This is a genomic window from Bradyrhizobium sp. Kon56 (genome assembly GCF_055807635.1).
The window spans coordinates 1-241 of sequence record NZ_JBVVOU010000587.1 but is presented as its reverse complement, the minus strand read 5'-3'; the positions used below and the strand labels follow the sequence as shown (position 1 = coordinate 241).

1 protein-coding gene is annotated in these 241 nt (G+C 49.4%); it reads right to left on the bottom strand.

Annotated features, from left to right (window positions below):
• Positions 1 to 241 (bottom strand): hypothetical protein (locus AC0L3B_RS40165; RefSeq protein ID WP_473383571.1); only part of this gene is annotated, 241 nt, incomplete at both ends.

The window sequence follows — 241 nt, the reverse complement described above, 5'->3', positions numbered from 1 at the left end:
GAAACGATTGGAGAGCAAGGTTGATTATCGGCGTCTGCAACACACCTACAATGTTTGTTTGATCAATCGCTCGGAAGGCTGTTTTGAAAGGGACGTGTTTTTGAAAGAACTGCTCAAGCTGGAGTCGTTTTTTGAGGCAGTGTTTTACGTCGAGAGCGGCCAGCACATAGGCGTAACTCAAGATGTGTTCAGTGCCGTTGACCGGAGGCTCCACACTCAACACATCGATGCCGACTTCGCC